Consider the following 1,114-nt stretch of genomic DNA (forward strand, 5'->3'; position numbering starts at 1 on the left):
GGCTATGCCTTCATGGGCACGCTTGAAATGGTGCGAAGCTTCGTCTTGGTTCGCGTGGGGGCTATGCCTTCATGGGCACGCTTGAAATGGTGCGAAGCTTCGTCTTGGTTCGCGTGGGCGCCAAATTCGACATGGAGTTGAATAAGCGTGTGTATACGGCGGCGTTCGAGCAAAACCTGAAAACTGCCGGATTCAATGCAGGTCAGGCGCTGACGGACTTGACCAACATTCGTCAATTCCTGACGGGTAACGCGCTATTCGCTTTCTTCGATGCTCCTTGGTTTCCGATTTACCTAGGGGTCATCTTTATTTTTGAGCCGAGCCTTGGTGTGTTCTCGGTATGCGGCACGCTTGTTCTGATCGCACTGGCTTACATTAACGAGCGATCGACAAAAGAACCATTGTCCGAGGCGAACACGATGGCCATTACGGCCAACACGTTGGCGACGAACAATCTGCGAAATGCGGAAGTCATCGAATCGATGGGCATGCTGCCGAATCTGATGAACCGCTGGTTCAAACTGCACTCGCGTTTCCTGCACCTGCAGGCGAAGGCTAGCGAGAAGGCTGGCGTTATCAATGCCATAACCAAGTTTGTGCAGGCATCGCAACAATCGCTGGTGCTGGGCTTTGGTGCTTTACTGGTACTTGAAGGTAAATTGAGCCCGGGCATGATGATTGCCGCGTCCATCTTGGTGGGTAAAGCCTTAGCGCCGGTGCAGCAAGTGATCGCCACTTGGAAGAGCTGGGCTACGACGCGCAGCGCCTATGAGCGTCTGACTGCGGTCCTCGAACGCAACCCAGCCCGCAGCGCTGGCATGGAGTTGCCTAAACCGGAGGGTCATCTGTCGGTAGAGGGGGTAAGCGCCTCTCCGCCTGGTATCACTGTACCGATTTTACGCGGCGTCACCTTTGCCATTCAGGCCGGCGATGTGCTGGGCGTGATTGGCCCGAGTGGCTCCGGTAAGTCGACGCTGGCACGACTAATGGTCGGGGTATGGCCGGCACTGATGGGCAAGGTGCGTCTGGACGGCGCTGATATGTATCAGTGGAATAAGGCTGAACTTGGTCCGTACATTGGCTATCTGCCGCAGGATATTGAGCTCTTCAGCGG

1 protein-coding gene is annotated in these 1,114 nt (G+C 55.6%); it reads left to right on the forward strand.

Translation table 11 applies throughout. The features are described 5' to 3' along the window. Positions 1-71: 71 nt before the first annotated feature. A partial coding sequence (locus tag AB4Z11_RS32285; RefSeq protein ID WP_442030349.1) for a type I secretion system permease/ATPase occupies positions 72-1,114 on the forward strand: 1,043 nt, incomplete at its 3' end.

The sequence above is a fragment of the Pseudoduganella sp. RAF53_2 genome, from assembly GCF_052113985.1.
Taxonomy (GTDB): Bacteria; Pseudomonadota; Gammaproteobacteria; order Burkholderiales; family Burkholderiaceae_D; genus Rugamonas.